The organism is Cellulophaga geojensis KL-A, from assembly GCF_000568425.1.
Lineage (GTDB): Bacteria > Bacteroidota > Bacteroidia > Flavobacteriales > Flavobacteriaceae > Cellulophaga > Cellulophaga lytica.
The window spans coordinates 1-1,744 of the sequence record NZ_ARZX01000059.1 but is presented as its reverse complement, the minus strand read 5'-3'; the positions used below and the strand labels follow the sequence as shown (position 1 = coordinate 1,744).

Sequence of the window (1,744 nt, the reverse complement as noted above, 5' to 3'; positions counted from 1 at the left end):
TCTTTGTCTTTTACTTGGATCGCAGCATCAGCAATACTAGCCCCCGTTTTAAGATTAACAGCAGTACCATTAATGGTATTGTAGCAATTAAGATTTAGCTCTTTGGTTTGTATAAAGCTATAAATATCATCATACCCTTTACCACCATCACGGTTAGAGGCAAAGAATCCTTTTTGAGTGTCTTCATCAAAAATTAAAGAGAAATCATCTTGTTTACTGTTTACTGGTTTACCTATGTTTAGAATATAAGAATCATTAAAATTGTTGGTGATTTGCGTTGCAAAAATATCTAAACCACCAAGTCCAGGATGCCCATCAGAGGCAAAATACAAGATGTTGTTTTTAGAAACAAAAGGAAATGTTTCTCTAGATTCTGTGTTAATTTTATTGCCAAGATTACGAGGAGCAGAAAAAGTACCATCAGCAATAATATCTACCACAAACAAATCAGACATTCCTCTAGTGGCAGAAAAAGTACCATCAGCAATAATATCTACTACATAAAGGTCAGACATTCCACGCGTACCAGGCATATCAGATGCAAAGTATAGTTTAGTTTCATCAGGCGATAGGGCAGGGTGTGCTACAGAAAAATCATCACCATTAAAAGGCAATTCTGTAACTTTTTTCCACTCATCATTTACCTTAGTAGCTCTGTATAATTTAAGTCTACTAACCCCATCTTTATCACGTGCAAATCTCCCGTTATCAGAATTATTTCTGGTAAAATACATGGTATTGCCATCTTTAGTGAAAATAGCAGAAGATTCATGTGTTTTTTTATTTAGTTTGCGGTCTAATTTATCAGCATTAATAGGTTTGCCTTCTTCATTAAACTGAGCAGCATACAGGTTTAAAAATGGCTGGTTATTCCACTCGTGAATAGTTCTACGCACAGTTCCTGTATCTCTAGCAGAAGAGAAAACAAGTTTGTCATTGTAATAAGCAGGAGAGAATTCAGATACACTAGAATTTATTTCTAAGTTTTTAATATTGTACCGTCCCGAGTTTTTTTCAATTACTTTTAGGTAGTCTGTATTATTTTCAAATAAAGACGCTCTAGAGTCGTACTGTTTTATATCATCAAACTTACGCATCCAAGTATCAGATTTTTCATATTCTCCAATAGACTTTAGTGATAATGCGTATTTATAGACCTCTTCAGGGTCAACGTTAGCACCTTCTAGGTTAACCAACATCTCATACCATTTAGCGGCATTTTCATACCTAGCATTAAGGTAGTTAGAGTTGGCTAATTTTCTATAAATAGTTTCAGATGTATATCCTAAGTCAATAAGTCTTTCATAAACATCAATAGCTTCAGCGTATTGGTAACTTTCAAACTTATCATCGGCCTTTTTCTCTTTTTTGGTTTGTGCGTTTGTAAAAGCACAACAAAACAAAAAGGCAAGTGTTATGTATTTAAATTTCATTTGTTTTGTTTTTTAGAAGAATCTAGGCGTAATTACTTTTTTGTATCTTGATCTTAGCTCGTACCTTAAAAAAACCTCAAAAGAACCATCATTAAACGAGGTATTTCCAAGATCAGTAGTTTCTTTATCATAGGCTAAACCAAGCATTAATTGGTCACTAAGCTGAAATCCAACAAGAGCACTAAGAGCAGCATCCCAACGGTATGCGGCACCAAAGCTAAATTTATCTCTAAGTAAAAAAGTAGCTGACAAATCGGCTTGTATAGGAGCACCTTTAACAGCTTTAATAAGTGCGGCAGGTTTAAGTTTTA

General features: G+C 34.3%; 2 protein-coding genes. Both read right to left on the bottom strand.

Translation table 11 applies throughout. The features are described 5' to 3' along the window. Nucleotides 1-1,433, bottom strand: a 1,433-nt coding sequence (locus KLA_RS17110; protein WP_034647362.1) for a tetratricopeptide repeat protein, incomplete at its 3' end; no start/stop codon positions are given. Between the two features lie 12 nt (nucleotides 1,434-1,445). After that, on the bottom strand, nucleotides 1,446-1,744 hold a 299-nt coding region (locus KLA_RS17105), incomplete at its 5' end, for a type IX secretion system membrane protein PorP/SprF (RefSeq protein WP_034647360.1).